At 59.0% G+C, this 295-nt stretch carries 1 pseudogene; it reads right to left on the bottom strand.

Features of this window, described 5'->3' with window-relative positions:
* Positions 1-295, bottom strand: a pseudogene (locus AC0L27_RS41280) (ABC transporter permease); the annotation flags it as partial.

Consider the following 295-nt stretch of genomic DNA (forward strand, 5'->3'; position numbering starts at 1 on the left):
CTCGTGAAGATCAGATTGCAGAAGAACGCAATCAGCGGCACGCCGAGCGCATAAACGTTGAAGTGAAACAGGAACAACGCGAGCAGCGTCATCGGGATGACGCCGATCGCGAGCCGGATCAGGCTCATGATCATCAGCGACAGCAGGAATTCGATCGGCTTCAACGGGCTCATCATGAGATTGCCGAGGTTGCGCGCCCACATCTCTTCCAGGAACGAGATCGAAAAGCCGAGCTGCCCGCGAAACAGGATGTCCCAGAGGATGACGGCGCCGATCAGCGTGCCGCCGGCACGCG

It is taken from the genome of Bradyrhizobium sp. Ken51 (assembly GCF_055807435.1).